We start from the raw sequence: 25,245 nt of genomic DNA on the forward strand, positions 1-25,245 counted from the left end.
TCAGCCTACGCTCGCCGCTCGGATCACCTCGTCCGAGAAGCGGGTGGGATTGCCGAACCGATGGTGCGTGATCGAGATCGCCTGCTCACGCAGGAAGGGGAGCACCTCCACGCGCCCGGACGGCGTGACGGCACCGGAGTACACGGCGACGTCGGGGCTCCCGTCGAGTGCCTCGGCGAGCGCCACCGGATCACCTCCGATCAATCGGATGCGGTGCGCCGTCGCCCGGCCGGCACGCACCCGTGCGAGCCACGTCGCGTCATCCTCCACCACGACCTCGACCTCGCGCTCGCGCAGCAGCTGGTGGGTGGCACGAGGTAGCTTGTGCGCGGTGGTGACCGAGATCGGGGAGCGTGCGATCGTGCCGGCGGCGATGATACGGAGCAGTTCGGCGAGGGTCCCTCCCTCGGAGAGCCGGATCGTCACCGGGACCGGCCGGTAGCGGAAGAGGTTCCGTTCGACGCCCAGCGCGGAGACGTCTTTGACCTGGCGGTATTCGGTGGCAACCGCGATCGCATCGCTGAGCGCCGACCGCCGGACGAGGTCGAAAGCGGTGTAGTCCATCGATGACTGTCCCGACTCGATCAGGTCGGAGACGCGGTCCTCGAGGCCGCGCAGGTGCAGGCTCGCGCTCGACCGTCCGGACTCCGGCACCCAGCTCCCGAGCCCGAGCAGGTAGTTCGGGCCTCCCGCTTTCGTGCCGGCACCGACGGACGAGCGCTTCCACCCGCCGAACGGCTGTCGCCGCACGATCGCCCCCGTGATCCCCCGGTTGACGTAGAGATTGCCGGCCTCGACCGTGTCGAGCCACTCCGCGAGCTCGTCGGTGTCGAGCGAGTGGAGCCCAGCGGTCAGGCCGTACTCGACCGCGTTCTGGTAGAGCACGGCATCGTCGAGGGAGCGCGCCGTCATGATCCCGAGCACTGGTCCGAAGAACTCGGTGAGGTGGAAGTAGGAGCCCGGCTCGACCCCCGTGCGAATTCCGGGCGACCACAGACGTCCGGTGTCGTCGAGCCGCTTCGGCTCCACGAGCCACTCTTCGCCGGCGCCGAGCGTCGTGAGGGCGTGCAGCAGCTTGCCGGAGGCGGGCTCGATGAGCGGCCCCATCTGACTCGTCGGATCGGAGGGGTACCCGACGCGCAGGCTCCGCGTGGCGTCGATCAGCTGGCGGCGGAACCGCTCGGAGCGCGCGACCGATCCGACGAGGATCACCAGGCTCGCCGCAGAGCACTTCTGCCCGGCGTGCCCGAACGCGCTCTTGACGATGTCGGAGACGGCGAGGTCGTAGTCGGCGCTGGGTGTCACGATGATCGCGTTCTTGCCGCTCGTCTCGGCGAGAAGGGGGAGGTCGGGGCGCCATGACCGGAACAGCTTGGCGGTCTCGTACGACCCTGTCAGGATCACCCGCTCGACGCGCGGGTCGGCGATGAGCGCCCGGCCGAGCTCGTTCTCGGGGACGTCGGCGAGAGTGAGGAGTTCGCGCGGGATGCCCGCCTCCCACAGCGCCTCGACGAGCACGGCCGCGCACCGCTTCGCCTGCGGCGCGGGCTTGATGATCACCCCGCTCCCGGCGGCGAGCGCCGACAGCACCGAACCCGCCGGGATGGCGACGGGGAAGTTCCACGGAGGAGTGACGACGGTGAGTGCCGACGGCACGAATCGAGCCCCCTGCACGGCGTCGAGGTCGCGCGCGAGCGCCGCGTAGTAGTGGGCGAAGTCGACCGCTTCGCTGACTTCCGGGTCGGCTTCGGCGATCGTCTTGCCCGTCTCGGAGGCCATGACCTCGATGAGCCGGTCGCGGTTCGCCTCGAGCGCGTGACCCGCGCGGTCGAGCACGGCCGCTCGTTCGAAGCCGGTGCGCGCTCCCCAGGCCGCTCCCGCGGTCGTGGCCTGCCGCAGGATCGTCTCCAGCCGAGTGGCGTCGGGAATCGCCGCCGCCTCGATGGTCGCCGCGCCGAGGTCGGAGGTGCCGGAACGTGCGAGGATCCGCCGGCCCCAGGCGCGGTTCGCCGCGATCGACGGGTCCGTGTCCGGTGCGTTTCGGAAGTTCGCGGCCGCCGTCCAGGGCGTCACGGCCGGAGAGGAGGGTACCCCATCGTGACGCTCGTGCTCCTGCCCGTCCACGTCGCCGAGGGTGGGCGGTTCCATCCCGCCGTCCGGCTCGGATCCGAGTGCTGTTCCCCGCTCCGAGCCGTCGAGCATCCCGTCGCCCGCCGATCCGCGGGACAATCCCAGCACGACGCTGGTCAGCCCTTCGTCCGCCGGTGCCACCGGAACGGCGGGCGGCCGGGTGAAGGAGGGCGCGGTCGCCTCCTCCCATTCGTGCGTGCGGTCCTGCTGGCGATGCGGGACCGGCGCCGCCCCGCGAGGAAGCGGGTCGGACTCCAACGCTGCGACCGAGGCGAGGAAGCGTTCCTTCTCGCGGTCGAACAGAGCCGGATCCGCATCGAGCTCGAACACCGCGGACATGAAGTTCTCCGGGCTCGCGTTCTCCTCGAGCCGGCGGATGAGGTAGGAGATCGCCACGTCGAACTCCGCGGGGTCGACCACGGGCGTATAGAGGAGCAGGCCTCCCACCGTGCGCTTCACCGCATCCGCCTGCGCCGTCGCCATCCCGAGCAGCATCTCGAAGTCGACGCGCGCGGTGACGTCGCGCTTCGATGCGAGCAGCCAGGCGTATGCCACATCGAACAGGTTGTGGCCCGCGACGCCGATCTTCACCGCGTCGGTGTGCTCGGGGGTGAGCGCCCAGTCGAGCACGCGCTTGTAGTTGGTGTCGGTCTCGAGCTTGCTGCCATACGTCGCGAGGGGCCAGCCGTGGATCGCGGCATCCACGTGCTCCATCGCGAGATTCGCCCCCTTGACGACGCGCACCTTCACGGGCGCCCCGCCCTGCGCGCGGCGCCCGGCCGCCCACTCGGTGAGCGACTGCAGGGCGTCGAGGGCGTCGGGCAGGTAGGCCTGCAGCACGATTCCGGCTTCGAGCCCCCGGAACCTCGGCTTGCCGAGGATGCCGGTGAAGACCGCGATGGTCAGATCGAGGTCGCGATACTCCTCCATGTCGAGGTTGATGAACTTCGGGGTGGGGGACGACGCGGCCAGCTCATACAGAGGCGTGAGGCGTTCGACGACCCGTTGCACGGTCTCATCGAACGACCACATCGAGAGCTGCGAGGCGATCGAGGACACCTTGATCGACACATAGTCGACGTCGTCACGGGCGAGCAGCGCGCGGGTGCCCTCCAGTCGCCGCGCCGCCTCCGTCTCGCCGAGCACCGCCTCGCCGAGCAGATTGAGATTGAGCCGAGCGCCGTGCCCGTGCGGGTCGGACGCGGAGCGCAGGTGCGCGATCGCCGGGCCGAGCTTCTGCGGCGTCGCATCGATCACGAGGTGGCCCACCATCCTCCGCAGCACCCGGCGGGCGATGGGAACGACGACCCAGGGCAGCACCGGTCCGAACACGCCGCCGAGCCAGATGGCCGCGCGCATGTACCAGGGCAGGAAACGAGGGATGCGTCGGGCGAGCCGCTGCAGGTTGTACCCGGCGACGAAGAGATCCTGCGGGCGCGCGACGCCGTCGACGAACCCGACGGTGAAGTCCAACCCGTCGGGGTCGCGCAGCACGCCCGCCAGTCGCTCGGCCGCGGGGTCCTGAGCGGGGGCGCCGTCGCCCGTCCGCGAGCTCTCGGCCAGCCAGACGCGCACCAGCTCGACAGCCTCGTGAGCCAGCTGAGCGGGGCGCACCGCGGTGCCGTCCGTGTCATCCACCATGACCACGACTGTAATCATCCCGACCCTGCTGCACGCCGAGGGCGCTCGAACATGTGGAGAAGTCGCAGCGTCCCGGACCCCTGTGGAGGGCCCTCTGTCCGTGCGATGCGTCGCCTAGGCTCTGTTGCATGACGGACAGCGCACCCTCCTCCCCCGCCGCGACGCACGACGTCGTGATCGTCGGCGGCGGTCACAACGGCCTCACCGCTGCGGCGTACCTGGCGAAAGCAGGCAAGAGCGTCATCCTCCTCGAGCGTCTCGACGATGTCGGCGGCGCCGCGGTGAGCGCGCAGGCGTTCCCGGGCGTCGAGGCGCGCCTCTCCCGCTACTCGTACCTCGTGAGCCTCCTGCCGCAGCGCATCATCGACGACCTCGGGCTCGACATCCGTCTGGCGCGTCGGCGCTACTCGTCGTACACGCCCGTCCCCGGAGACGCGAGCGGCGCCGGTCTGCTCATCGACAACACGGACCAGGAGGCGACGGCGGCGTCCTTCGCGCGCATCGGGGCCGCGGAGGACGCCGAGGCGTTCGACGCCTTCTACGCGTCGACCGGTGAGCTCGCCCGCGCGCTCTGGCCGACGGTGACGGAGCCGCTGCTCACGCGCTCCGAAGCGCGCACCCTCGTCGGCGACGACGAGCTCTGGGATGCCCTGATCGAGAACCCGATCGGCGGGTTCATCGAGTCACGACTGCAGAACGACCTCGTGCGCGGTGTCGCGGCGACGGATGCGCTGATCGGGACCTTCGCCAGCGTCTGGGACCCGTCCCTCGATCAGAACCGCTGCTTCCTCTATCACGTCATCGGCCAAGGCACCGGCGAGTGGGACGTCCCCATCGGCGGCATGGGCGCGGTCACCGGGGAGCTCGCCCGTGTGGCCCGCGAGGCCGGCGCCCGCATCGTCACCGGTGCGGAGGTCACGGCCATCCGCCCCGACGGCTCGGTCGAGTACGTCCGCAACGGCCACGAGCGCCGCGTCGAGGGCGGCCATGTGCTCGTGAACGTCGCCCCGGAGGTCCTGGATCGTCTGCTCGCCTCCGACGCCACCGAGACCGCCGGACGCCCGCCCGCGGAGGGCGCGCAGGTCAAGGTCAACCTCCTGCTCCGCCGCCTCCCGCGCCTGCGCGACGAGTCGCTCGATCCGCAGGCGGCGTTCGGCGGCACCTTCCACATCAACGAGACCTACACGCAACTGGAGGCCGCCCACGCCGGGATGCTGCGCGGCGTGATGCCCGAGCTGCTGCCGTGCGAGATCTACTGCCACACCCTCGCCGACCCGAGCATCCTCGACCCGGAGCTGGCGGAGTCCGGAGCGCAGACCATCACCGTCTTCGGCCTGCACACCCCCGACCGGTGGCTGACGGACGAGAACAACGACGCCACCCGGCAGCGCCTGCAGGACGCCGTGCTCGCCTCCCTCGACTCGGTGCTGGCCGAGCCGATCGAGAGCCTCCTGCTGACCGACGGCGACGGCAACCCCTGCATCGAGACCAAGACCACCCGTGACCTCGAGCGGGCGCTCAACATGCCCGGCGGCAACATCTTCCACGGGCCGTTGTCGTGGCCGTTCGCCGAGGACGACGACGCGCTCGACACGCCGGCACGGCGCTGGGGCGTCGCCACGCCGCACCCGCGCATCCTGATGTGCGGGTCGGGCGCGCAGCGCGGCGGCGCCGTGAGCGGACTCGGCGGGCACAACGCGGCGATGGCCGTGCTGGAGGGCTGAGAGGACTCGCATCCACCGTCCACGCGCCGTCCAGGGCGCCCCCCTGCCACAACCGACGCGTCGTGACTATCGTGAAGTCCAGGAGGGCCGGACTCATTAGGAGGTCATCATGACGCCGCAGCCGACGGGAAGACTGGTCAGGAAGGACGACGGCGTCTACGTGGTCCTCGACCGCATCGTCCACGCGCCGATCGAGGAGGTGTGGGCCTACTTCAGCAGGTCCGCCTACCTCAGCCGCTGGATCGGCGAGTTCACCGGGACTCCGTCGACGGGTGCCGTGAAGTTCCGCATGAACGCGGAGGGCGACGGCGCCGAGTGGGAGAACGTCGCGATCATGCTGTGCGACGCCCCGCGCCGCCTCCACGTCGACGTCGGATCGGCACCGGGATCCCGTCGGATGTTCGTGCACCTGACGGAGTCCAGCGGTCACACCACCATCACCTTCGGTGACCTGCTCCACACGGTCGCCGAGGGTGCGGACTACGGGGTCGGCTGGGACTACTACCTCGACCGGATGATCGCAGCGCACGACGGCAAGCCGCTGCCCGTCTGGGAGGACTACTACCCCGACTTCCTCGACCACTACGCGACGCTGTGCCGAGAGCTCGACCGCGACATCAAGGCCGAGCACGCCGCGGCGCTGCGCGACGGAACGGACGGCTGACCGAGCCCCGTCTCCTCAGTGCCAGCGGTGGTCCTGCACGGCCAGCCGCGGCCCGCGCCGCTCGAAGCGGAAACCGCTCGCCAGGATGAGCCGCACTACGCGCTGACGGTGCCCGGACCAGGGCTCGAGGAGTTCGAGCATCCCGTCATCGTCGACCCGCCGGCCGATCAGAGCCTCGCCGACGTAGTGGGCGAGGTGATAGTCGCCGACGCTCACCAGATCGGGGTGGGCGTGCGAGCGCTGCAGCGTCTCGGCAGTCGTCCACTGGCCGACACCCGGGATGGTGCGCAGCGCGATCGATGCGGCGTCCAGTGAGCCGGCCTGCGCGACAGCGCGCTCGAGCGACGGCGCAACGGCGAGGACCGCCTGGGCAGCTCGTGCACGTCGCGGGTCGACACCGGCGCGATGCCAGTCCCAGGAAGGGATACCGCGCCACTGCTCGATGGTGGGCACCACACGCAGCTCGGTCGGACCAGGACCTGGCGCCGGCTCGCCGTACCAGCGCAGAAGCCGCGCCCACGAGCGATACGCCTCCAGGCTCGTGACGCGCTGCTCCACGATCGCGGGGAGGAGCGCCTCCAGCAGCAGGCCGGTGCGTGAGAGTCGGAGGCCGGGGTTGCGATGCAGACTGCCGCGCAGCAGCGGGTGGCTGCTCACGTCCAGACCGGACCAATCGTCCCCGTGGCCGAGGAGGCCGGGCAGCGCTTCGATCGCCCACGCCGCCCCCGGCCCCCACGCGGCGGCCGCGATCGAGCCGTCGGATGCCGGACGGTGGATGCGCAGCGTCGCCGCTCCGAGCGGAGTGCGCCAGGTGCGCCACATCCCGCCGAGGTCCCACTGCGTCGTCGGATCGAAGGGACCGCGCCCGAGGAGCCCGAGGATGCCCGGCAGGTCCAGGGGACGGTCGGGACGGTAGACGGTCTCTGCTTCGGGGAGCGCGTGCGACCCGGGGGCGGCGGGGAGCACGGCGGTCATGCCGGAATCGTACGTCAGCCGCCTGACAGCGGATGCGCAGCGATCACCCCCTTCCCGCGTGTCGGCGGCATCCCCTACATTCGGCGCCATGGGAATCGATCTCGACGCGGCGCGCGTCGCTCGGCTGCGTGAGTCCGTCCGTGGCGCCGTCTTCCTCCGCGGCGACGAGGGACTCGCCGCCGAAGCCGCCTGCTTCGACCCGACCATCCGGCACGACCCTGACATCCTGGTGGCCGCACGCGACGAAGCCGACGTCGCCGCCGCTGTGCGCTTCGCCCGGGAGAACGACCTGCCGCTCCGCATCCAGGCGACGGGCCACGGCGCCGAGAACCCGGTCTCCGGCGGCCTGCTCCTCATCACCCGTGACCTCGACGCGCTCGAGATCGACAAGGATGCCCGACGCGCGCGCATCGGGGCGGGGGTGCGCTGGGCGCCCATCATCGAAGCGGCGGCGGCGTACGGGCTGGCTCCCGTGACGGGGTCGTCCACGAGCGTCGGCGCGGTCGGCTACACCCTCGGCGGTGGCCTGGGCCCGCTGGCGCGCAGCCACGGCTTCACCGCGGACTGGGTCCGCAGCTTCCGCGTGGTGACGGCCGACGGCGAGCTCGTCGCCGCCGACGACGTGACGAACTCCGATCTCTTCTGGGCGCTCCGCGGAGGCAAGGGCGGCCTCGGCGTCGTGACCGAGATGGTGCTGGAGCTCGTCCCGCTCACCACCCTCTACGGCGGCAGCGTCTTCTTCGACGAGGATGCCGCCGACGAGGCCTTCCGCGTCTGGGCCGACTGGTCGGCCTCGCTCGTCGACCAGGCGACCACCTCCGCCGTGTTCTTGCGCATCCCCGACGTCGACGGGCCTCCGCCACCCCTGCGCGGCCGCTCCCTGTTCAGCGTGCGCTTCGCGTTCCCCGGCGATGCGGCGGAGGGAGAGCGGCTGTTCGCGCCGATGCGCGGCGCCGCACCTGTCTACCTCGACTTCGTCGGCGAGATGCCCACGACGGCTGTGGCCACCATCCACAACGATCCCGAGCAGGGCGGCCCGAGCTGGATCCGCGGCCATATGCTCGATTCATTCGACCGCGCGCTGGCCGATGACCTCCTGCCGCTGATCGGCACGACCGCGGCCACGCCGTTCCTCGCGGTCGAGGTGCGTCAACTCGGCGGGGCCACCCACCGCGACACGGCGGACGGCACCGCTGTCGGCGGCCGCGCCAGCACCCACGCCCTCAGTTCGATCGCGGCCGACCCCGCGACCTTCGGGGATGCCGCGCCCGCGCATGCCGCAGCGATCGCCGAGGTGCTGGGCGACCGGATCTCCGCCGTCACGAACATCAACTGGGTGGCGGATCTGAGCGACCCCGCTGCGTTCCGGCGCCTGTGGCCGGAGGAGATCTTCGATCGGCTGTCGACGGCGCGGGCGGCGTGGGATCCGGAGCGCGTGTTCGCGTTCGGACCGGCCTGATCACTCGTTCCAGATGCTCGGCGCGGCGGCCCGCGTCGAGGGGAGCGCAGCGTCGGCTCCCCACTCGATCAGCCACTGGGGCACCGTGACGTCCGTCGGCGACGGGCCGACGGCCTCCAGCAGCTCCTCGATCGTGACGATTCCCCCGCCACGCTTCAGAAACCGGCCCCGGATGAACGCCTGCGTGTAGATCTCGCCGTCGACCGTGAACCGCTGCTCCACGTACACGGCCTTCTCGTCGAAGCCGAGGATGCGCGACTCCACGACGAAGGGCTGCCACAGCTCGAGCGATTTGCGGAACGAGATCGTCTCCGACGCCACCACCGGGTACCAGCCACGCTTTTTGAAGATCGCCCAGATGCCGCTGCGCGACAGCAGGTCGAACCGCCCGATGTCCGCGATCGACAGGTACACCCCGTTGTTCATGTGCTTGAGGATGTCGAGGTCGGTCGGCAGCACCCGGAACTTCGTTCGCGCCACATCCCAGTGGTCGAGTCGTGGCCCGAAGCGCGCGAGCCAGAAATGGAGCATCGTCCGGAAGATCATGTGCACCGGGCCAGAGTAGTCAGCAGCCAACGATCCCGCGGAATCATTGTGCGCGATCTCCAAGGTGAGGTGGCCCCGACCGCGGCCGTTCTGTTCAAGACCTCTGGGGAGGCAGCGCGAGCCCTGCCGCCGCGCACAACAACGCTGCGTGACCGGCACAGGTGGGGCCAATCCCCCTCCCTATCGTCGAGGCATGACCTCCGTTCCCCTGCGCCCGAGTCGCCCCGGCGGAACGGGAGCGTCAGCCGTCGCGGCCCTCTCGCTTGCGGCGAGCACGGCGATGATCACGGGATACCCGCTGCTCCCGCCTCTGGCGTGGGCCGCTGCACTCATCGCGTCGGCGATCGGCTGCGCGGTCTCCTCCCGCCCGGTCCGCGATGCCACCCGCACCACCCGCGCCGGCACCGCCCACCTCGCCGTCGAGCCCTTCGCCATGGCCTTGATGGTGGTGCTGGACCTCTTCCACACGCATGCCGCGCCGGCGACGGAGGCTGCTCCCGGTTCCGGCCACGGAGCGCATCTCGGCTGGCTCATCGTCGTTCTCAGCCTCGCTGTCGCCGTGGCGACGATCGTGTGTCCAGCGCTCGCGCTGCGTCACGCACGCCGCGTCGGCCTCGCCCACGGATTTCTTCCCGTGCTCGCGGCGGCGGCCATGTCGGTCACGGCCGCCGTGATGCTCCTCCCGAGCTGAACGTCGTCCGCTCAGTGCCCGCAGCTGCACTCCCCGCCGCTGCAGCAGCTCGCGCCGGCGGCCGCGCCGTCCGGCAGGTCCATCGCCGGATTCCGGTCGAGGAACCCGTACGGCTTGAACGCGAATCCCGAATAGTCGACGGGCATGATCGGCCAGTCCTCCGGACGCGGAATGTGCGTCGGACCGAAGACGTGCCAGAGCACGAGGTCCGCGTCTTCCAGCGACCGGTCGGCCGCGGTCCACGCGGGGAGTCCTGCCCCGCCCGCGTGCGCGTTCGGGTAGTCGCCGGCCGGGAAGCGCTCGGCCGGGTCGAACGGCGTCGCCCACAGGTGCTTGGTGGCGAACGTCGCGCGTCCCCACACCGTCGACTCCGGCTGCGCGAGCAGTGTCGCGCTCGGCTGCGGGAGGAGGTGGTACGCCGTCGGTGCGCCCACGGCGTTCCTGCGCGTCGTGCTGCGCACCTCCCACACCCGTGCACGGGAGGGGTCGGCCAGCCGCTGCGCCTGCGACTCGCGGCCCAGCGGGGTGTTCGTCCAGGTGAAGGCGTTGCCGTGCGGGTTGTCGGGGCCGATCGGGATGCCGACCGCGTCGACCTCGGAGAGCGCGTTGCGGTCGCCGTCGATCGCGACGTCCAAGCGCGCGCAGAAGAGGTGCTGGTGCACCGGTGCGAAGAGACCGGGGGCGATCTCCGGAGCGTGCGGGTCGGTCGAGCCGGGGATCCCGGCGCCCGCGAAGACGATGCCGGTGGCCTTCGCCTCCACCTGGATCGTGCCGTCGAGGTAGAGGTACCAGAAGAACCCGTAGTCGTAGTTGCCGATGGTGGAGAAGTACGAGATGACGAGGCGGCGGGAGCGGCGCACCTCCGTCTTGCCATCGAGGTCGGTGTGCTTCCAGAGGATGCCGTAGTCCTCCTCGTGCATGCACACGACCTGCGGGATGGTCACCGGGTTGCCGTGGTCGTCGGCCACGATCCCGTCGAAGTAGTGGATGACGCCGAGGCAGTCACAGCCGAGGGTCAAGGTGTTCGCGTTCTTGCCGAGCAGGTACTCACCCGCGTCGAAGTAGCTGATCCAGAACCGGGTCGATGTCGTGTCGCCATAGGGCACGACCATCTCGGGCACCGAACCGCGGTAGAGCACCGAGCGGTCCTCGTCGCCGTCGCGGAAGGTCACCTGGTTGAGCACGAGCCCCTCGCGGGCGTTGAAGCCCACACGCAGCTTCCAGTTCTCCCACTCGACGTGCTGGCCGTCGACCCGGAAGCTCGGCCCCTCCGGTTGTGTGATCTCGATCGGCTTGAGAGTGGTGCGTGCGGCTCCGATCGTGGCGGCGTCGTAATTGCCGTCGAGGTCGGGCACCGGGATGTCGCCGTCGTCCTCGACGCGCAGGACCGCGCCGGTCGTGAGGTCGATGTGCACGATGAGGCCCTCGACCGGATGCGACCACGGCGAATCGGTCGGGGTGGAACGCAGGAAGGTCAGCGAGCGGATGACGCGGCGACCGGACTCCTCGGCACGGTTGTGGAAGCCGGGCGCGAGCGGCGCGCAGAAGGCCAGCTCGATGCGGTCCTCGAGCCCGCGGCGCACCATGGCGGCCCGCCATTCGGGCGACGCCTTGGCGATCTCCTCCGCACGCACGTACTCCTCGAAGAGATACTGCGGCTGGCCGTACGGCGCCGCCGCCGTCCCGAGCGGGCGATGGTCGACCAGTTCCCGGGTGGTCACCGACACGATCGCCTCGGCGGAGGCGCCGGTTGCGGTGTCGAGGAGCACGAACAGGATGCGCCGGTCGATCTCGTCGCCCTCGCGGTACGCTGCCACGGCCTCCTTCGACGGCTCCACCGGCAGCACCGACGGGAAACACGTGGACTCCCCCACGAGCCCCGCCGCCACCAGGATGTCGCGCCCGTCGGCGATCTCCTGCGCGGTCAGTGCGTCGAGGGGATGCCGCACTTCCGTGGGCGCGGTGACGGTGGAGGTGTGCTGGTGGGACATCCGTGTTCCTTACGTCGAGCTGATCCGTTCAGTATCCGGGACGCCGTGAGCGTGCAGGAAGGCGCGCGCAGGCGACCGTTCCGATTCAGACAACCGGTCTGCGTCGCAGGCCAAGCCGTCGATGGCCCCGAACCGCTTCAATCGTCAGCAATCGCGCATCCCCCGTGCTCTCGCGGCGCGGCCCCCACCCCAGGCGCGGACCGAACGAGGAGAACCCCTTGACCTCCACAGAGCACGCCGACACCGCCGTCGGCACCCGGACCGCGGCGCACCGGCGCCTCGGCGTCCCCGCCGTCACCTTCATGATCGTGGCCGCGTCCGCACCTCTCACAGTGCTGGCCGGCGGCGTCACCACGACGTTCGCCGTCACGGGCGTGCTGGGCGTGCCGCTGTCGTTCCTCATCCTGGGCGCGACCCTCACCGTCTTCGCGGTCGGGTACGCGGCCATGAGCCGGTTCGTGACCAACGCCGGGGCGTTCTACTCCTACGTCGCCCAGGGGCTCGGCCGACCCGGCGGAGTCGGGGTCTCGATCGTGGCGCTCATCTCCTACAACGCCATGCAGATCGGCGTGTACGGGATGTTCGGGTTCCAGGTCTCGTCCCTCCTGTCGGGCAAGTTCGGCTGGGACGTGCCGTGGTGGATTCCGGTGCTCGTGTGCATCGCGATCATCGCGGCGCTCGGCGTCAACCGCGTCGACCTCTCCGCGAAAGTGCTCGGCGTGCTGGTCGCGCTCGAGTTCGCGGTGGTCATCGTCTACGACATCGCCTCCTTCATCGTGGCTCCGGAGGGCGTCAGCGCGGATGCGCTCAGCCCGTCCAATCTGTTCGTCCCCGGCATCGGCGCGGTCTTCGCATTCGGCATCGCGGCCTTCATGGGCTTCGAGTCCGCGGCGATCTACGGCGAGGAGTCGAAGGATCCGAAGCGCACCGTCGCCCGCGCCACCTACACGGCGGTCGGCGTCATCGCGATCTTCTACGCCCTGTCGTCCTGGGCGATGACCGTCGGCTCGGGCCCGAGCCGCGTGATCAAGGACTCGACCGAGCAGGGCCCCGACCTGATCTTCACATTCCTCGGCTCGCACGTCGGCGCGATCGTGAGCGACATCGCGCAGCTTCTCTTCATCACCAGCCTGTTCGCCTCACTGGTCAGCTTCCACAACGCCGTCGCACGCTACTTCTTCTCGCTCGGGCGGGAGGGCGTGCTGCCGGGCTGGCTGTCCCGCATCCGTGCGCACAGCGGCGCCCCGTGGGCCGGCTCCGTCGCGCAGAGCATCCTCGCCACTGTCGTCATCGTCGCCTTCGCGATCGCCGGCGCGGGATGGGTTCCTCCGGAGGGCGCTCCGGCCGCGCTCTTCCCGGTGCTCACGTTGTTCTCGTGGCTGACCAACAGCGGCGCGCTCGGCCTGGTGCTGTTGATGGCGGTGGTCTCGTTCTCGGTGATCGGCTTCTTCCGGCGCGACGGCCGCGGGGTCGGCTCCTGGCAGCGGGTGGCCGCGCCCGTCGTCTCGGGCGTCGCCCTGACCGTGGTGTTCGTGCTGATCCTCGTCTACTTCAACACACTGCTGACGAGCGATCCGACGGCGCCGCCCACCGCGACCACGTTCGTCCTGCCCGCGATCGTGATCGTCCCGGGCGTCGTCGGGGTGTTCTGGGGGATGGCGCTCAAGCGTCGCAACCCCAGGGTCTACGCTCAGATCGGCCACGGGACCGAGGAGGCCGGCGCTCCCGAGCTGGGCGTCGAGGAGGACTGAACCCCGCGCGCCGGCCGCGCGCGTCTGCCGCCGCACTCATCGGTCGGCTCAGGCGCGCGCGGCCGCCCGCACGTCCGACGGCGACTCCTCGTACGCCGCCTTGAAGACCCGGCTGAAGTGGGCGGCATCGACGAACCCCCAGCGCGAGGCGATGGCGGCCACCGACTGGTCGGCGTGCAGCGGGTCGACCAGGTCGCGGCGGCAGCGCTCGAGACGCCGGGTGCGGATCCACGCGGAGACGGTCGTGCTCTGCTCCTGGAACAGCCCCTGCAGGTGACGGGTCGAGATGAAGTGGGCCGCCGCGATCTGGGTCGGCCCGAGATCGGTCGAGGCCAGGTTGGCGTCGATGTACATCCGGATGCGCTGCATCAGCGCCCGGTGCGGGTCGATGGTCTCGGTACGCGCGTCCAGCTCGTCGGCGAACAGTGTGGTCACCAGGTCGAGGGCGCTGTGGGCGAGCCGCGTTCCCGTGGGGCCGGAGAGCTGGTCGAGGTTGCCGACCAGCTGCGCCAGGAACGGCACGATGATCCCGCCGACGCCGGACCTCCCGTCGAAACGGACCGCGGTCAGCTGCGACACGAGCTCACGCGGGAGATCGACGAGGCTCTTCGGGAACATGACGACCATGGTCCGGAAGTCGTCGTCGAAGACGAGGGAGTACGGCCGGTGCGTGTCGTACACGGCGAGGTCGCCGGGGCGGAGGACGGCCTCCCTGTCGTCCTGGATGAGCAGGCCCGTCCCGGAGAGCATCATGCTGAGCTTGTAGTAGTCGCGATCGGAGCGCGCGATCAGTTCGGGGGTGCGCTCCACGACGTGCTGGGAGGCGCTGACCTCGGAGACGTGCACCGTGTCCGCGGTGGCCATCCGAATGCGACCCCAGAACGGATCCGGCCGCTCGCTCGTCACGTGCAGCGGCACGAACGACTCGGAGACGGCGGTGCGGAACGCGCTGAAATCCCGCGTGGCGCTCGATGTCACGCGGTTGTTCCGCGTCTGCTGCTGATCGATGAGCACGGTCGACCTCACTCCGGATCGGGGACGACGTTGTATACGATCCGTGATGTGGATCGTATCATCCGGTCCCCGGCCCGTGCCAGGAGACGACCGGGTCCATCCCCGCCGCCGGCCGGCACAGTTCTGCACCGCCCGTCATCCGGCGTGCGTCCACGGTCAAGCGCGGCGCAGCCCCCCGATCGAGACTGGGTCGAGGACCGTTCCACTGGAGGAGACCCGATGTCGGACTACACCGAACTGCTCGCCCGCGTCAGCGCGCCGGAGGGATCGGGCCGCCCGATCCACGACCCCGCAACGGGCGCCGAGCTCGGCCGCGCGCCGGAGGCGACCGTCGACGACCTCGACGCCGCGATCGTCCGCGCCCGCGCCGCGCAGCCCGCATGGGAGGCGCTGGGCCACGACGCCCGCACGGAGATCCTCCTGCGAGCGGCGGAGGCGATCGACGCCGAGGCCGAGGCACTCGCCCGACTGCTCTCGCGTGAACAGGGCAAGCCGCTCAACGGCCCGAACGCGCGCTTCGAGATCGGTGCGTGCTCGGCCTGGCTGCGCACGTCGGCGACTCTCCCGATGGAGACAGAGGTGCTCATCGACGACGGCGAGATCCGCGCCGAGCTGCATTACCGTGCGGCCGGCGTCGTGGGAGCGATCGGCCCGTGGAATTGGCCGCTCATGATCGGCATCTGGCAGCTGGCACCGGCGCTGCGGATGGGCAACACCGTCGTGCTGAAGCCGTCGGAGTACACCCCGCTCAGCGTTCTCGCCCTCGTCGACGTGCTGAACTCCGCGCTGCCCGCCGACGTGCTCATCGCCGTCTCCGGCGGCCGCGACGTCGGCGCCCGTCTGGCGAGCCACCCGGACGTCGACAAGATCATGTTCACCGGGTCCACCGCGACCGGCCGCCGGATCATCGAGAGCTCGGCCGGCAACCTCGCCCGCCTCACCCTCGAACTCGGCGGCAACGACGCCGGCATCGTGCTCCCGAGCGCCGACCCCCAGGCCATCGCACAGGGTCTCTTCTGGGGCGCCTTCATCAACACCGGCCAGACCTGCGCCGCGCTCAAGCGCCTCTATGTACACGACTCCATCTACGACGCCACCGTGGAGGCCCTGGCCGAGGTCGCGCGCTCCACCCCGATGGGCAACGGTCTCGAGGAGGACAACGTGCTCGGCCCGCTGCAGAACAAGCAGCAGTTCGACATCGTGAACCGGCTGGTCGAGGACGCGAAAGCGAACGGCGGCCGCATCGTCACCGGCGGGTCCCCCGCGACCGAGCTCGGTGAGCTGTTCTACCCGATCACCCTCGTCGCCGACGTCGCCGATGGCGTCGCCCTCGTCGACGAGGAGCAGTTCGGTCCCGCCCTCCCGATCATCCGCTATTCGGACGTCGACGACGCCGTCGCCAGCGCCAACCGCCTCGACGTCGGCCTGGGTGCCTCCGTCTGGGCCGCCGACCGCGACGAGGCGCTGGCCGTGGCCAACCGCGTCCACGCCGGAACCGTCTGGATCAACTCCCACGGCGGCGTGCACCCGATGATCCCGTTCGGCGGTGTCAAGGGCTCCGGTTACGGCCTCGAGTTCGGCGTGGAGGGGCTGAAGGCGGTCTCGGTGCCGCGCATCATCAACGGCTGAGCGGCACCTCGACGATGCTGACGCCGGCGGGCGGAGCGGAGAGCGCTTGATCGAGCTCTCCCTTGGTCCGCGCGGCGCGGTACGCCCAGCCGTACGCCCGGGCAAGGGCCGCGATATCGACCTCGTGCGGTGTGTAGAGCACGCGATCGAACGCCGCCGTGCCGGCCGTGGAGGCGACCTCCAGTCCGTCGAAGATCGTCCCGCCCCCGTCGTTCCCGACGATGAGCTGCAGGTGCGGCCGCTCCTCCCCCGCTGCACCGAGCAGCGCGCCCGCATCGTGCAGGAGGGCGAGGTCGCCGAGCAGCACGCGCGTCACCCCGGCCGGAGCTCCTGCTTCGGCGGCGGCGGCCTGACTCGCCATCGCGATGCCCGTCGCCGTGGCGATGGTCCCGTCGATACCGGCGAGACCGCGGTTCGAGTGCACCGAGATCTTCTTGCCCGGCACGATGCGGTCCGCGTCCCGGATGAGCCGGGAGGCCGCCAGGACCAGGCGGTCGTGCGGCCACGTGTAGCGCCAGACCGCCTCGGCGAGCAGTGGGCGGGTGATCGGCGCGCGCACGGCGGCGAGCTCCGCCTTGGCGAACGCGAGCGCGTCCGCCGGCTCGTACGAGCGTGCCTTGTCCACATCCGGGGCCCGCGCCGCCGGGTCCGCAGCACGCTCGGCCTCCGCGATGAGGCGACGGCTCGCGTAGACCCAGCTGCCGACCCAGCCCCGCACCTCCGGCGAGCGGAGGTCGACCCCGGCGGGCGGATGCACGCCGCCGAGGACGCGCGAGCGATGACCGGGGTCGTACGTCTGCGTTCCCGTCGGTGCGACGACGATCACCTCGACGTCGGGGCGCGCGAGCAACGCGGGGACCTCTCTGCTGAGCGTCGGATGTCCGAACACGACGGCGCGCTCGACGCGGCCGCCGAACGTCTCCTCTCGCAGCAGTTCGCGGTAGGCGACGACCAGGTTCGGTCCGAAGCGCGCACCGCTGGACACCTCGGCGAGGAGCGGGTAGCCGGCGGCGCGCGCGAGCTCTTCGGCGGCCGCGCCGGAGTCGGCGCCGGCGATGACGACCGTACGCGGACGGTCGTCGAGCTCGATGACGCGGCGCCTGAGCGCCGCGGGGCCGGCGGTCGACGGAAGGGGCCCCGCGAGAGGTTCCGTCGAAGACGGCGCAGCGACCGAGAGCGGCTCTCGGAAGGCGACGTTGAGGTGCACCGGACCGGGATCGGCGGTGTCCGCCCCGACAGCCGCGCGGACGGCGGCGAGCGCCAGCGCTTCCGCCGCACCGGATTCGGTCCGGCGCGCCGCCTCGTCGGTCGCCCGGGGAGCGTCGACGTCCTGCGACCAGCGCACGGCGACACCGTACAGTCCGTCCTGGTGCGTGGTCTGGTTCGAGCGGATGCCGCGCAGCTCGTGCGGGCGGTCCGCCGTGAGCACGATGAGCGGGATCCCGGCCTCGTGCGCCTCGAGCACGGCAGGGTGGAGGTTGGCGGTCGCCGTGCCGCTGGTGGTGATGACGACGGCGGGCGCGCCGGTCTCGCGGGCGAGCCCGAGCGCGAGGAAGCCGCCCACCCGCTCGTCGATGCGGACGTGCAGCCGCACCTGTCCGCTGTGCTCCAGTTCGGCGGCGACGAGCGCGAGCGCCTGCGAGCGGGAGCCCGGGCTCACGACCAGGTCGCGGACGCCGTTGCGCACGAACGTCCTCAGGAGGGCGGTCGCGTAGTCGGTGGCCGGGTTGCCGGTGGCCCGTTCGTCCTCGCCCGCAGCGCTGTGCCCGGCGGCAGGCGTGCCCGTGCCGCGGGCGCCCTGTTCGGGGCCCGCGCTGACGGCTTCAGCCATCCCGGCGGCCGGTCTGGTCCGAGTCGGGGCCGTTGTCGTCGAGTTCGGCGAGCTCCTTCTCGAGCTGACGGATCCGCTCCTCCTGGTCGCGGTCGAGCTTCAGCTTGCCGAGGAACTCGGGGTCGTCGTCGGGTGCCACGAGTCTGCGCTCGGCGGCTCGGCGGCGCCCGCGGCCGATGAGGAACCAGAGGATGCCGCCGATGACGGGGAACAGGATGATGACGAGCAGCCAGAGCGGCTTGGGAAGGCCGCGCACCCGGGAGCGGTCGAAGAGCGCACAGTCCACCACCGAATAGATGTAGAAGACCGCGGCTGCGACGCCGAGGACTATCCAGAGGCGAACCATGCGTCAATCGTAACTCTCAGAGTCCGTCTCTAAGCTGGGAGGGTGAAGCGGATTCCCTCCTGGTTGATCTACACCGTCCTGCGGCTCCTGGTGTTCGCGATCCCGCTCGCCGTCCTGCTCCTCCTGGGCATCGTCTGGTGGGCGTCGGTGATCGCCGCCGCCCTCATCGGCCTCTGCCTCTCGTACATCTTCCTCAGCAAGCCCCGCAATGCGGTCTCGACCGAGCTCTACGAGGTCCGGCACCGCGAGAAGCCTCTCCCCTCGGTCGACGACGAGGTCGAGGACGCCGCCGTCGACTCCGCCTCCGCACAGCCCGCGCCCGAGGCGACGCCCAGGTCCGACTGAGCGCGTCCGCTCAGAACGCGAAGGCGGCGCCGAGCACGATCCCGATCAGCAGGCCGGTGAGACTCGTCAGCTGGAGGGCCGTGATCAGTTCACGCGACGTCTTCGCGAACAGAGTGATCGCGCACGCCGGCAGTGCGGCGAGGAGCGCGAACATCCCGAACCAGGCGATCGGGTAGAAGAGGGCGAGCAGAGCCACGATCGCGAACGGGACGAGCAGCAGCACGCAGAAGATGATGCGTGACGCCACGTTCCCCATCAGCACGGCCAGTGTGCGCTTGCCGGCCTCTTTGTCCGGTCCGATGTCACGGATGTTGTTGACCATGAGCACCGCGCACGCGATCAGCCCGGCGGCCACCGCTCCGTACCAGGACTCCTGGTTCACCGTCCCGGCGAGCATGAAGGTCGTTCCGGCGGTGGCCACCAGCCCGAAGAAGACGAAGACGAAGACCTCGCCGAGGCCGTAGTACCCGTACGGACGCTTGCCTCCCGTGTAGAACCACGCGGCGGCGATCGCCGCGGCGCCGATGAGCAGTACCCACCAGTGCTGGGTGAGGATGACGAGCACGAGGCCCGCCGCCGCGGCGAGCCCGAAGAAGACGAGCGCGACCGTCAGGACCTTCTTCGGCGCCGCCTTGCCGGAACCGGTCAGCCGGCCGGGGCCGACCCGGTACTCATCCGTGCCGCGGATGCCGTCGGAGTAGTCGTTCGCGTAGTTGACTCCGATCTGGAGCAGTACCGCGACCGCAAGGCAGAGGAGCGCGCGCACGGGGTGCCAGATTCCCGGGCCCTCCGCCACCTTGGCCGCGCCGACACCGATGAGGACGGGCGCGATCGCCAGCGGAAGGGTCCGCAGTCGCGCTCCGGCGATCCAGTCCCGCGCCGTCGCCGGCCGCGCCGCCGTCGCCTTCGCAGCACCCGGCCGCCCGCTCTTGCCTCCGCGCGGTCCGCGGGCCTGAGGCGGCGCCATCCTCTGCATGCGTGGGTTGTTCTGACTCATCACAGAGCGAATCGTAACAACATCGGCTATGCCTCTTCGTCGCCGGCCGCGGCGGCCATCCGGGCCGCGGCCACACGGTCGGGTTTGCCGCTGCTCAGGGCGGGAAGCTCCGCCACGACCGCGATCCGCGCGGGAGCCGCCGCTCGCCCCGCTCCCTCCGCGACCCGGGCACGGACGCGCCGCAGGAGGTCCTCGCCTTCCGCGACGGCACCTTCGTCGAGCACCGCCACCACCACCGGCACCTGCCCCCACTCCGCGTCCTCGGCAGCGACGACGACCGCGTGCTCGAGGCCGGCGACTGCACGTACCAGTTGCTCGACCCGGTCGAGGAGGATCTTCTCTCCTCCCGAGATGATCACGTTGTCCGCTCGGCCGAACACGGTCACCCGGCCGTCGACGACGGCGCCGAGGTCACCCGTGCGGTACCACCGCACGCCGTCCGCCTCGTGGAACGCCGCGTGCGTGCGTTCCACGTCCCCGAGGTAGCCCTCCGCAAGGGTCGGGCCTGCGATCTCGAGCAGCCCGTCGACCTCTCGAACCGTGGTCGTACCGATCGGAACGCCGTCGTACACGCATCCGCCCGCCGTCTCGCTCGACCCGTAGGTGCTCAGGATGCGCGCGCCCACACGCTCCGCCCTCTCACGCAACGCCGGCGTGAGCGCCTGCCCACCGACGAGGATCCCGTCGAACCGCCGCAGCGCCGCCTCCACCGCGCGCGATCCGCCCTCGGCCGCGTCCACCAGCCGCGCGAGCTGGACAGGCACGAGCGAGGTGTAGCGCAGGTCGTTCGTCGCCTCCGCGGCGAGCGCCGCGAAACGCTCCGCATCGAAATGCCCCGCACCGTAGTAGAGCGGCTCGGTCTGCGCCGCCAGCGAGCGCACCAGCACCTGCGCCCCCGCCACGTAGTGCGCCGGCAGGGCGAGCACCCACTGTCCCTGCCCGCCCATCGCTCCCGCGGACGCCGCCGCGCTCGCCAGCAATGCGTCCGCGGACAACGCCACCCGCTTCGGCCTCCCGGTCGATCCGGAGGTCTCGATCACCAGCGCCACATTCTGTGCCACGCGCTCGCCTCGACCATGGCCGGCCTTGTCTGTCGCGGCCCCGGCCTCACGTGGCACCACCGCCGGTCCGCCTCCAGCGAGCGCCTCCCGCAGCGCCCGGTACACCGCCTCCGGCTCTGCCGCGTCGACAGCCCGCACTTCACGCGTCATGCGGCGGGCCTCAATACTGCCACGGGAAAGGCGACCAGTCGGGCTCCCTCTTCTGAAGGAAGGAGTCGCGCCCCTCTACGGCCTCGTCCGTACCGTACGCGAGCCGGGTCGCTTCGCCCGCGAACACCTGCTGACCCACCAGGCCGTCATCGACGGCGTTGAACGCGAACTTCAGCATCCGGATCGCCGTCGGCGACTTCGTGAGGATCTCCCGCGCCCAATCGAGGGCCGTCGACTCCAGCTCCGCATGCGGCACGACGGCGTTGACCGCCCCCATCTCGTACGCCCGCTGCGCCGAGTACTCCCGCGCGAGGAAGAACACCTCGCGCCCGACCTTCTGCCCGACCTGCCTGGCGAAGTAGGCGCTGCCGTACCCGGCATCGAACGAACCGACGTCGGCGTCCGTCTGCTTGAACCGACCGTGCTCAGAGCTCGCGATCGAGAGGTCGCACACCACGTGGAGCGAGTGACCCCCTCCGGCGGCCCATCCCGGGACCACGGCGATCACGACCTTCGGCATGAAGCGGATCAGTCGCTGCACTTCGAGGATGTGCAGGCGACCACTGCGGGCGGCATCGATGCCCACCGCCGTCTCCCCGTCAGCGTACTTGTAGCCGTCGCGGCCGCGGATGCGCTGATCACCGCCCGAGCAGAAGGCCCAGCCGCCGTCTTTCGGGCTGGGCCCGTTGCCGGTGAGGAGCACCACGCCGATCCGGGGGTTGGTCCGAGCGTCTTCGAGCGCGGCGTAGAGCTCGTCGACGGTGTGCGGCCGGAACGCGTTCCGCACCTCCGGCCGGTTGAAGGCCAAGCGGGCGATCCGCCCGCTGACGTCGTGGTGATACGTGATGTCGGTGAGCTCGTCGAAACCGGGGGCATCCACCCACTGCGTCGGATCGAAGATCTCTGAGATTGCCGCTGCCATGGTCCCAGCCTACGGTCGGCCGCCTCCCCCGGGATCGGCCGTGCCAAACTTGTGGAATGGTGCCGGAACTGCGCGACCTGTTAGGGACTGCACGCGTGGTCAGCGTGCCGATGACGTCGCGGTTCCGCGGCGTCGTGGCCCGAGAAGCGGTGCTCTTCGAAGGACCGGAGGGCTGGACGGAGTTCTCGCCTTTCGTCGAGTACGACGATGACGAAGCCGCCGTGTGGCTGCACGCGGCGATCGACTTCGGGTGGCGCGCCGCACCACCCGGCGTGCGCGACAGGATCCCAGTGAATGCGACGGTCCCCGCGGTGCCGGCCGACGATGTCGACGCGGTGCTCGATCGGTACCCCGGCGCCCGGACGGCCAAGGTGAAGGTCGCTGAGCCCGGTCAGTCCCTCGCCGACGATGTGGCGCGCGTGCGTGCGGTCCGCGATCGACTCGGCCCGGAGGGCCGTATCCGCGTGGACGCGAACACCCTGTGGAACGTCGACGAGGCCGAGCATGCGATCCACGCACTCGCGCCGTTCGATCTGGAGTATGTGGAGCAGCCCTGTGCCGGCGTCGACGAGCTCGCCGAGATCCGGCGCCGGACGAAGTACATGGGCATCCCGATCGCAGCGGACGAGAGTGTCCGCAAGGCGGAGGACCCTCTCGCCGTTGCGCGCGCGGGCGCTGCGGACCTGCTCGTCGTCAAAGCACAGCCGCTGGGTGGCATCCACGCGGCGCTGCGGATCGTCGCCGAGGCCGGCCTGCCTGTGGTCGTCTCGAGCGCGATCGAGACTTCCGTGGGCATCGCCATGGGCGCGCACCTCGCCGCCGCGGTCCCCGACCTGGAGTTCGACTGCGGCCTCGGGACGGTCGCGATGTTCGTTCAGGATGTGGCGGAGGAGCCGCTGCTCCCGGTCGACGGGTTCATCCCGGTCGTCCGCCCGACCGTCGACACGATGCGAGTCTCCGCCGTGGAGGCATCGGCCGATCGCCGGGAATGGTGGCTCGACCGCGTGCGGCGGTGCTATCGCCTCGTCGAAGGCACGACGGCCCTCTGAGCTCGGCGCTCCGGTGGTTCAGGCGTAAAGGCGCTCCGGGACTTCGAGCCCGTAGATTGCCCGGCCCGAGTTCCAGATCGCCGCGCAGGCGGCGCGGAGCAGGTTGAGCTCGTCGGTTCCCTCTGCACGGATCCGCACGTCGTTCCCCTCGACCGCGACCGTCGCGTCGCCCACCGTCACGGCACCGTCCCGGGCGACCGAGGTCGCCGGGTACGGCTGAGCCAGCCCACGCAGGTCACCGAGGATGTAGGTCGGCCGCGCGTTCGCGTCCGCCGCGATGAGCTGCTTCGCGCGGTCGATCCCGGTCAGCACCAGCACGGAGTCGATGCCCGCGCGGTTGGCCCCGAGGATGTCGGTGTCCAACCGGTCGCCGATGAACAGCGGCTTTCCCGCGCCGAAGCGGGAGACCGCCTCCTCGAAGATCGCGACCTCCGGTTTGCCCGCGACCAGCGGGAGTCGTCCGGCAGCGGTGTGGACGGCGGAAACCAGCGTCCCGTTGCCCGGGGCGATGCCCCGCGCAACAGGGATCGTCCAGTCGGTGTTCGTCGCGATCCACGGTCGTTCTTCGTCGGAGCGGCCCTGCAGGGCGAAAGCCGCCTCTGCGAGCTGCGCCCAGCCGACCTCGGGAGCGAAGCCCTGGATGACGGCGGCCGGCTCGTCGTCGGCGGAGCGCGTGACGGTGAATCCGCCTTTCTCCACCTCGTCGACCAGGCCCGCGCCACCGATCACGAGAATCGTGGCGCCCGGCGCGACATGCGCACCCAGGAGACGCACGGCCGCCTGCGGGGACGTCACGACATCGGCCGGCTGCACGTGCAGCCCCAGGTCGCTCAAGTGCTCGGCCACGGACGCATCCGTACGGGAGGCGTTGTTCGTGATGTAACCGACTCGCACCGTTTCTGCGGCGCGGTTCAGGCTCTCCACGGCGAAGGGAATCGCGTCGGGCCCTTTGTAGACCACACCGTCGAGGTCGGCGAGCACCAGGTCCACCCCGTCCAGCGGGGTCGCGGTCTCAGCGCTCCGTCGAAACAGCGCCATCGTCCGGCTCGCCCTTCTCCTCGGAGCCGTCCGCTACGCGCGCGGCGGCATCGCGCGACTCAGCCGCATCGCCTGCTTGGGCGCCGTCCTCGTCAGTATCGGTGGCAATGAAACCGCTCTCTGCGTCCTGGCCGTCGAGGTCCGTCTCTTCGTCCGGGGCGTCTTCGCCTTCGTCTTCGTCGGCGAGGAGCTCGTCCACTTCTGCTTCCAGCGCTGCGGCCGACAGGTCGCCCGGCTCGAGGACGATCTTCTCCTCGACCACGGCAGCCGGCAGGTCGCTCTCATCGACGATCTCCTCGTCGATGACCGCGGTCGGCGAATCGCCCGCATCGAGGATGATCTCCTCTTCGATCACGTGGATCGTTTCGTGCTCGTCGACGGAATGCGCCTCCGCCAGCGCCTCGTCGGCGAAGCGGGCACGTTCGCGCCACGATTCCGCCTCGTTGCCGCGCCCGAGCTCTTCGAGCACCTCGGCATACGCGTGGAAGAGGTCCGGGCTCCAGCTGTACGCCCGATTGGGGTCGAGCTGCGGGATCTCCAGCTCGGCCAGGGCGGCCTCCGGCTGCTCGAGGTCGAGGCGCGCGCCGGACATCGCGATCGCAAGGGACACCTGCACGTCGGCCGGGAGCGTCGCGCGATCCACCGATCGGCCGAGCTCGAGGGCCCGGTCGGGGCGCCCTACTCCGCGTTCGCTATCCACCATCATCGGCAGCTGGTCGTTGGAGCCGGAGATTCGGCGGTAGGTGCGGAGCTCACGGAGCGCGAGCGCGAAGTCCCCGGTCGCGTACGCCGTGATCGCCAGCGTCTCACGTACCACGCCGATGCGGCCGGCACGTCGTGCGGCGGACGTCGCGTGACGGTGCGCGAGCTCCGGGTCGGCCTCGATAAGCCGGGAGGCCATGACCAGGTGCTGAGCCACCCATTCAGCGTTGTCCTTGCTGAGCGTCTTCAACTCCAATCGGGCTTCGCCGGGGAGGTCTCGTGCACTGACATCGCTCGGGATCTCAGGGTCGTCATGCTGCGGACGCACCGACCGCAGCTCCCGCGAGCGCTCGATCTCCTCGTCGCTTCGCAGCTCCCGCTCACGCGCATCGCGATCACCGCGTGCCGGCCGCCCATCCCGCGTCCACAGCTTCTCGTCCCGATCCCCGCGCCCAGAACCACCGCGCGGCCCGCCCGGACGCTGTCCGTCCCGTGAGTAGCCACCGCCGGAACGGCCGCCACCGGAACGCTGACCATCACGCGAATAGCCACCGCCGGAACGGTCACCACCGGAACGCTGACCATCACG

Annotated in this window: 20 protein-coding genes; 8 read left to right on the forward strand and 12 right to left on the reverse strand. The window is 70.6% G+C overall.

Features of this window, described 5'->3' with window-relative positions; all coding sequences use genetic code 11:
• A complete protein-coding gene (locus LLS1_RS15340; protein WP_226656858.1) occupies positions 1-3,771 on the reverse strand; it encodes a proline dehydrogenase family protein in 3,771 nt (1,256 codons plus the stop codon).
• A 128-nt stretch (positions 3,772-3,899) separates the two neighbouring features.
• On the opposite strand from LLS1_RS15340, the gene LLS1_RS15345 reads away from it, so the two are divergent.
• Both LLS1_RS15345 and LLS1_RS15350 read left to right on the forward strand, forming a co-directional pair.
• Positions 3,900-5,495, forward strand: a complete 1,596-nt coding sequence (locus tag LLS1_RS15345; protein WP_226656860.1) for an NAD(P)/FAD-dependent oxidoreductase — start codon at positions 3,900-3,902, stop codon at positions 5,493-5,495.
• Positions 5,496-5,604: 109 nt separating this feature from the next.
• On the forward strand, positions 5,605-6,159 hold the full coding sequence (locus LLS1_RS15350; RefSeq protein ID WP_226656862.1) for an SRPBCC domain-containing protein: 555 nt from the start codon (positions 5,605-5,607) through the stop codon (positions 6,157-6,159).
• Positions 6,160-6,174: 15 nt separating this feature from the next.
• Here the strand turns inward: LLS1_RS15350 and LLS1_RS15355 are convergent, their stop codons facing one another.
• Positions 6,175-7,134, reverse strand: a complete 960-nt coding sequence (locus LLS1_RS15355) for a DNA-3-methyladenine glycosylase (RefSeq protein ID WP_226656864.1) — start codon at positions 7,132-7,134, stop codon at positions 6,175-6,177.
• Positions 7,135-7,222: 88 nt separating this feature from the next.
• Here LLS1_RS15355 and LLS1_RS15360 point away from each other — a divergent pair, with 88 nt between their 5' ends.
• Entirely contained in the window at positions 7,223-8,593 is a 1,371-nt protein-coding gene (locus LLS1_RS15360) for an FAD-binding oxidoreductase (protein ID WP_226656866.1), read from the forward strand.
• On the opposite strand, the gene LLS1_RS15365 is transcribed toward LLS1_RS15360, so the two are convergent.
• Positions 8,594-9,139, reverse strand: a complete 546-nt coding sequence (locus LLS1_RS15365; protein ID WP_226656902.1) for a thioesterase family protein — start codon at positions 9,137-9,139, stop codon at positions 8,594-8,596.
• A 193-nt stretch (positions 9,140-9,332) separates the two neighbouring features.
• On the opposite strand from LLS1_RS15365, the gene LLS1_RS15370 reads away from it, so the two are divergent.
• Complete coding sequence (locus LLS1_RS15370; protein WP_226656868.1) at positions 9,333-9,830, forward strand: hypothetical protein; 498 nt, start codon at positions 9,333-9,335, stop codon at positions 9,828-9,830.
• Between the two features lie 11 nt (positions 9,831-9,841).
• Here the strand turns inward: LLS1_RS15370 and LLS1_RS15375 are convergent, their stop codons facing one another.
• Positions 9,842-11,821, reverse strand: coding sequence for a primary-amine oxidase (locus LLS1_RS15375; RefSeq protein WP_226656870.1), 1,980 nt, complete (start codon positions 11,819-11,821; stop codon positions 9,842-9,844).
• Between the two features lie 218 nt (positions 11,822-12,039).
• Between LLS1_RS15375 and LLS1_RS15380 the strand changes: the two genes are divergently transcribed.
• The gene (locus LLS1_RS15380) at positions 12,040-13,572 is read left to right on the forward strand and encodes an APC family permease (RefSeq protein WP_226656872.1); all 1,533 of its coding nucleotides are present in this window, start codon (positions 12,040-12,042) and stop codon (positions 13,570-13,572) included.
• 48 nt (positions 13,573-13,620) lie between these two features.
• Here LLS1_RS15380 and LLS1_RS15385 read toward each other — a convergent pair whose 3' ends face one another.
• Positions 13,621-14,580: a helix-turn-helix domain-containing protein gene (locus LLS1_RS15385; protein WP_374758279.1), complete on the reverse strand. Its 960-nt coding sequence runs from the start codon at positions 14,578-14,580 to the stop codon at positions 13,621-13,623.
• Between the two features lie 225 nt (positions 14,581-14,805).
• Between LLS1_RS15385 and LLS1_RS15390 the strand changes: the two genes are divergently transcribed.
• A complete protein-coding gene (locus LLS1_RS15390) occupies positions 14,806-16,215 on the forward strand; it encodes an aldehyde dehydrogenase family protein (protein WP_226656876.1) in 1,410 nt (469 codons plus the stop codon).
• Here the strand turns inward: LLS1_RS15390 and menD are convergent.
• Both menD and LLS1_RS15400 read right to left on the reverse strand, forming a co-directional pair.
• Positions 16,205-18,046, reverse strand: coding sequence for a 2-succinyl-5-enolpyruvyl-6-hydroxy-3-cyclohexene-1-carboxylic-acid synthase (menD, locus tag LLS1_RS15395; protein ID WP_226656877.1), 1,842 nt, complete (start codon positions 18,044-18,046; stop codon positions 16,205-16,207). The genes LLS1_RS15390 and menD overlap by 11 nt on opposite strands.
• Positions 18,039-18,392 (reverse strand): PLD nuclease N-terminal domain-containing protein, encoded by a 354-nt coding sequence (locus LLS1_RS15400; protein ID WP_223358939.1) that lies wholly within the window; start codon positions 18,390-18,392, stop codon positions 18,039-18,041. The genes menD and LLS1_RS15400 overlap by 8 nt, the downstream gene beginning before the upstream one ends.
• 42 nt (positions 18,393-18,434) lie before the next feature.
• Here LLS1_RS15400 and LLS1_RS15405 point away from each other — a divergent pair, with 42 nt between their 5' ends.
• Positions 18,435-18,737 (forward strand): DUF4229 domain-containing protein, encoded by a 303-nt coding sequence (locus tag LLS1_RS15405; protein ID WP_226656879.1) that lies wholly within the window; start codon positions 18,435-18,437, stop codon positions 18,735-18,737.
• A 10-nt stretch (positions 18,738-18,747) separates the two neighbouring features.
• Here the strand turns inward: LLS1_RS15405 and LLS1_RS15410 are convergent, their stop codons facing one another.
• Genes LLS1_RS15410 through LLS1_RS15420 form a run of 3 tightly spaced genes read right to left on the reverse strand, consistent with a single transcriptional unit; the run spans position 18,748 to position 21,867 of the window.
• A complete protein-coding gene (locus LLS1_RS15410; protein ID WP_226656881.1) occupies positions 18,748-19,734 on the reverse strand; it encodes a 1,4-dihydroxy-2-naphthoate polyprenyltransferase in 987 nt (328 codons plus the stop codon).
• Positions 19,735-19,760: 26 nt separating this feature from the next.
• Complete coding sequence (locus LLS1_RS15415; protein ID WP_226656882.1) at positions 19,761-20,945, reverse strand: AMP-binding protein; 1,185 nt, start codon at positions 20,943-20,945, stop codon at positions 19,761-19,763.
• Positions 20,946-20,955: 10 nt separating this feature from the next.
• Complete coding sequence (locus tag LLS1_RS15420; RefSeq protein ID WP_226656884.1) at positions 20,956-21,867, reverse strand: 1,4-dihydroxy-2-naphthoyl-CoA synthase; 912 nt, start codon at positions 21,865-21,867, stop codon at positions 20,956-20,958.
• 56 nt (positions 21,868-21,923) lie between these two features.
• On the opposite strand from LLS1_RS15420, the gene LLS1_RS15425 reads away from it, so the two are divergent.
• Entirely contained in the window at positions 21,924-22,916 is a 993-nt protein-coding gene (locus tag LLS1_RS15425; RefSeq protein WP_226656886.1) for an o-succinylbenzoate synthase, read from the forward strand.
• An 18-nt stretch (positions 22,917-22,934) separates the two neighbouring features.
• On the opposite strand, the gene LLS1_RS15430 is transcribed toward LLS1_RS15425, so the two are convergent.
• Positions 22,935-23,954, reverse strand: coding sequence for an HAD-IIA family hydrolase (locus tag LLS1_RS15430; RefSeq protein WP_226656888.1), 1,020 nt, complete (start codon positions 23,952-23,954; stop codon positions 22,935-22,937).
• Positions 23,929-24,873: a hypothetical protein gene (locus LLS1_RS15435; RefSeq protein ID WP_226656890.1), complete on the reverse strand. Its 945-nt coding sequence runs from the start codon at positions 24,871-24,873 to the stop codon at positions 23,929-23,931. Before LLS1_RS15435 ends, LLS1_RS15430 begins: the two co-directional genes overlap by 26 nt.
• Positions 24,874-25,245: the final 372 nt, after the last annotated feature.

It is taken from the genome of Leifsonia sp. LS1, assembly GCF_020521355.1.
Taxonomy (GTDB): Bacteria; Actinomycetota; Actinomycetes; order Actinomycetales; family Microbacteriaceae; genus Leifsonia.